Origin of the sequence: Acetobacter oeni (genome assembly GCF_011516825.1) — a bacterium.
Taxonomy (GTDB): Bacteria; Pseudomonadota; Alphaproteobacteria; order Acetobacterales; family Acetobacteraceae; genus Acetobacter; species Acetobacter oeni.
On sequence record NZ_WOTA01000070.1, the window covers coordinates 1 to 4,160 of the forward strand.

Annotated in this window: 6 protein-coding genes and 2 pseudogenes; 7 read left to right on the plus strand and 1 reads right to left on the minus strand. The window is 61.1% G+C overall.

The genetic code is table 11. The features are described from left to right. A pseudogene (locus GOB90_RS18475) lies at positions 1-100 on the plus strand (IS5/IS1182 family transposase); the annotation flags it as partial. Here the strand turns inward: GOB90_RS18475 and GOB90_RS19930 are convergent. Next, a complete protein-coding gene (locus GOB90_RS19930; protein WP_456304256.1) occupies positions 85-408 on the minus strand; it encodes an efflux RND transporter permease subunit in 324 nt (107 codons plus the stop codon). The pseudogene GOB90_RS18475 and the gene GOB90_RS19930 sit on opposite strands and share 16 nt — an antisense overlap. A gap of 327 nt (positions 409-735) precedes the next feature. On the opposite strand from GOB90_RS19930, the gene pqqA reads away from it, so the two are divergent. From pqqA to GOB90_RS18510, 6 genes and pseudogenes are all read left to right on the plus strand, one after another. After that, the gene (gene pqqA / locus GOB90_RS18485; protein WP_010666882.1) at positions 736-816 is read left to right on the plus strand and encodes a pyrroloquinoline quinone precursor peptide PqqA; all 81 of its coding nucleotides are present in this window, start codon (positions 736-738) and stop codon (positions 814-816) included. A gap of 75 nt (positions 817-891) precedes the next feature. After that, positions 892-1,815, plus strand: coding sequence for a pyrroloquinoline quinone biosynthesis protein PqqB (gene pqqB / locus GOB90_RS18490; protein ID WP_146893081.1), 924 nt, complete (start codon positions 892-894; stop codon positions 1,813-1,815). Next, entirely contained in the window at positions 1,812-2,543 is a 732-nt protein-coding gene (gene pqqC, locus GOB90_RS18495; protein ID WP_146893080.1) for a pyrroloquinoline-quinone synthase PqqC, read from the plus strand. Before pqqB ends, pqqC begins: the two co-directional genes overlap by 4 nt. Beyond that, positions 2,543-2,827: a pyrroloquinoline quinone biosynthesis peptide chaperone PqqD gene (gene pqqD / locus GOB90_RS18500; protein WP_408740447.1), complete on the plus strand. Its 285-nt coding sequence runs from the start codon at positions 2,543-2,545 to the stop codon at positions 2,825-2,827. Before pqqC ends, pqqD begins: the two co-directional genes overlap by 1 nt. 23 nt (positions 2,828-2,850) lie before the next feature. Beyond that, entirely contained in the window at positions 2,851-3,945 is a 1,095-nt protein-coding gene (gene pqqE, locus GOB90_RS18505; protein ID WP_194300992.1) for a pyrroloquinoline quinone biosynthesis protein PqqE, read from the plus strand. 107 nt (positions 3,946-4,052) lie between these two features. Then, a pseudogene (locus tag GOB90_RS18510) lies at positions 4,053-4,160 on the plus strand (transposase); the annotation flags it as partial.

Genomic DNA, 4,160 nt, shown 5'->3' on the forward strand with positions numbered 1-4,160 from the left:
CACGAAGGATGTCGAGACAACAATCTCGTCATCCTGCGCATGGTTGATGATTGCCCATATCCGCAGAGTTCTGCGAAAAATCAATCAAGCCGCTTTCTGATTCAGGCTCTGAAAGGGAAGCTGGATGCGGCCCGACATGTTCTGGGGTGAGAGGTTGGTATAGGCCCACGCGACGGCGACCACCGGAATGCCAATGTCCGGAAAGACGTCTTTGGGTGTGCGGATTGCCGAGAGCACGCCTGCGATCACGATCAGGATGGCCATGATGATGATGAAGGTGTATGGCCGCGCGAGTGCCAGGCGAACGATCGCGTTCATGGCGTCGTGAGACGACCTGCCCGACGGTGTATCGTTGAACTCATCGCGCCACGCTCCGGGGCGCGAGTCTGTGCCTGCTTCTTCGCTCATGCATGAAGCGGCATCTTTTCATGGTCCCGCCCAGGAGAACCTGCGCAGCCGGGCGACACAGTTTGTCAGCAGGACTATTGAACGCCGCTTGTGATATATGGTTTTCCGGCCTGCCACGATCACGATGAATTTCAGGCTCAGAGCCTGTTCGTCCATTGAACCGGGCCGGTGACGCGCGATTATGTTGCTGTCTGTCGTTTATTTCAGGACAGACACAGGTGGTCGGGTAAATTTCACCTTTTCGTGAGTATGCCTGCGGGACATGGCCGGGGAAGAGAGCGTGTGCTTATGATGGCCGTTCTTCAACCAGCAGAAGGAGGCTTTATCATGGCTTGGAATACGCCGAAGATCACGGAAGTGCCGCTGGGCGCAGAGATTAACAGCTACGTTTGCGGCCAGAAGAAGTAAGGCTCGCGGGCTTCCTCTTTTTGAAACGCCGCCGGCCTCGCACCGGCGGCGTTTTTCTTTTACAGCGTTTCTCCCATGATTGATCTTGTCGTGCTTGGTGCCGCCGCGGGTGGTGGTTTTCCTCAATGGAACTCGAATGCCGGGGGGTGCAGGCGTGCGCGGTCCGGTGATCCGCTGGCTCCTGCCCGGACGCAGGCTTCCATTGCAGTCAGTGGTGACGGCGAACACTGGTTTGTAGTCAATGCATCGCCGGATCTGAGGCAGCAGATCGGCCAGACGCCGGTCCTGCATCCGCGGACCGGCCTGCGTTCAACACCGATTGCGGGGGTGATCCTGACCGGGGCGGAGGTGGACACGATTACAGGTTTGCTGACGCTGCGGGAGCGGCAGTTATTCGACATTTTCGGGACGCGGCAGGTGCTGGATCAGCTCGATGCCAATCCGATTTTCGAGGCGCTGAACCGGGAAGTTGTCGGACGACGTGAGATCGCCCCTGACCACTCGCTCCTGCTGACGACGCGGGACGGGAAGCCTGTCGGTCTTGAAATCACGCCCTTTACCGTACCGGGGAAGGTGCCGCTTTATACGGAGAAGGGGGAGAACCCGGCTGCGATTGTGGAGAATGGCGAGACGGTCGGGCTGGAGATTACGGATGGCCGGGCGCGTGTCCTGTTTATTCCGGGTTGTGCGGCGATGACGGAGCGGCTGCGGGCGCGGATTGTCGGGGCGGATCTGGTACTGTTTGACGGGACGCTGTGGCGGGATGACGAGATGATCCTGGCCGGACTTGGCGAGAAGACCGGCAAACGAATGGGGCATATGTCGGTCAGTGACGCGGATGGCACTGTGGCAGCGTTCCGGGATCTGGATGTCGGGCGCAGGGTGCTGATCCACATTAATAATTCCAATCCCATTCTGCTGGCGGACTCTCCTGAGCGGGCCGAGGTTGAGGCGGCGGGGTGGGATGTTTCCTTCGATGGCATGAGGATCACGCTATGAGTGCAGCACTTCTGTCACCTGATGCTCTTGAGGCGGCGCTGCGGGGCATCGGGGCTGAGCGATATCATAATCTGCATCCGTTTCATCGGGCGCTGCATGACGGGAAGCTGAATCGCGGTCAGGTGCAGGCCTGGGCGCTGAACCGCTATTATTATCAGGCCAGTATTCCGGCGAAGGATGCGTCGTTGCTGGCGCGGCTGCCGACGGCGGAGCTGCGTCGTGAGTGGCGGCGGCGGCTGGAGGATCATGATGGTGATGCGCCGGGCACTGGCGGCGTGGCGCGGTGGTTGCGGCTGACGGACGGGCTGGGGCTGGACCGGGCTTATGTTGAGTCGCTGGAGGGTTTGCTGCCGGGGACGCGGTTCGCGGTTGAGGCTTATGTTCATTTCGTTCGGGAGCGTTCGGTGCTGGAGGCGATTGCGTCTTCGCTGACGGAGCTGTTTTCGCCGACGATCATCAGCGAGCGTGTTTCGGGGATGCTGCGGAATTACGACTTCATCAACGCGGAGACGCTTGCCTATTTCACGCCGCGTCTGACACAGGCGCCGCGGGATTCCGATTTTGCGCTGGCTTATGTGAAGGAACATGCGCGGACGGTGGAGCAGCAGCAGGCGGTGCTGGGGGCTCTGAAGTTCAAGTGTGGCGTGTTGTGGTCGATGCTGGATGCGCTTGATTACGCTTATGTGCTGCCGGGGAATATTCCGCCGGGCTCGTTCCGGCCCTCATGATGGCGGATGTAACGGAAGCGCGTGTACCGGCGTTTGCGCGGGGGACGCGGTTGCAGCGGGACCAGGTGCGGGATCAGTGGGTGATTCAGGCGCCGGAGCGGGCTTTTCTGGCGGACCCGGTTGCGGCGGAGGTTTTGCAGCGGGTTGATGGTGAGACGTCGCTTGGGGTGATGATTGACGGGCTGGCGACTGCGTTCGAGGCGCCGCGTGAGGTGATTGCGCGGGATGTACTGGCCATGGTGGGTGATCTGGCGGACCGGCAGGTGCTGGTGTGGAAGGCGTGAGTTCCTCCCCTTCCCCGCCGCCTATGAGTTTACTGGCTGAGCTGACGCATCGGTGTCCGTTGCAGTGTCCTTACTGCTCCAATCCGCTGGCGCTGGAGCCGAAGACCGGGGAGCTTTCGACGGAAGACTGGTTCCGGGTTCTGGATGAGGCGGCGGCGCTTGGCGTGTTGCAGGTGCATTTTTCCGGCGGGGAGCCGATGGCGCGGAAGGATCTGCCGGATCTGGTGCGGCGGGCGGTGCGGAACGGGCTTTACACCAACCTGATTACGTCCGGCGTACTGATGGATGCGGCTTCGCTGGAACGGCTGTCGGCGGCGGGGCTGGATCATGTGCAGCTGTCGTTTCAGGACGTGGATGAGGACGGGGCGGCTCTTATTGGCGGCATGAAGGGCGCGCAGGCGAAGAAGATCGAAGCGGCGCGGCTGGTGGTGGCGGACGGGATGCCGCTGACGCTGAATTTTGTGGTTCACCGGCTCAATGTGGAGCGGATTCCACGGATGTTCGATCTGGCGGAGGCGCTTGGGGCGCGGCGGGTCGAGATTGCTCACACGCAGTATTATGGCTGGGGTTTGAAGAACCGGGCTGCTTTATTGCCGACGCGGGCGCAGCTTGAGCAGAGCGAGCGGGATGTGGCGGTGGCGCGTGAGCGGTTCGGGACGCGAATGGCGATCGATTTTGTCACGCCGGACTATTATGCGGATGAGCCGAAGCCGTGCATGGGCGGGTGGGGGCAGCGGTTTGTCAACATTACGCCGGTGGGGCGGGTTTTGCCGTGTCATGCGGCGGAGACGATATCGGGGGTTGTGTTTCCTTCCGTGCGGGAGGCGGCCCTGGGGACGATCTGGAATGACTCTGAAATTTTCAGGATGTTTCGGGGCACGGACTGGATGCCGGAGCCCTGCCGGTCCTGCGACCGGAAGGAAATCGACTGGGGCGGCTGCCGGTGTCAGGCGCTGGCGCTGACCGGGCGGGCTGAGGCGGCGGACCCGGTTTGCCGTCGCACGGCGGGGCGGGCGGTTGTGGATGCGGCGCTGAGGGAAAGTGACAAGACGTTTGCTTATCGCAGCTACGGGTGCGAGCGGCTTTCTTCAGCCGACACGAGTGATGGAAGCACCTGAAGAGCAGCACCGGTTATCTCACGATGCCGGAATGTTCGGGTGCTCTGTGAAAGCTCCGAGAGTATAGGCTCAGGACCTGGAAAAATGCTCTGGCGTATTCGGATGGAAGCAAAGGCGGGCGTCCGCCGTTTGATCCGGTGCTGATGTTCAAAATCCTGGTGATCCAGACACTGAACAATCTCTCCGATGCACGGACGGAATATCTTATCAACGAT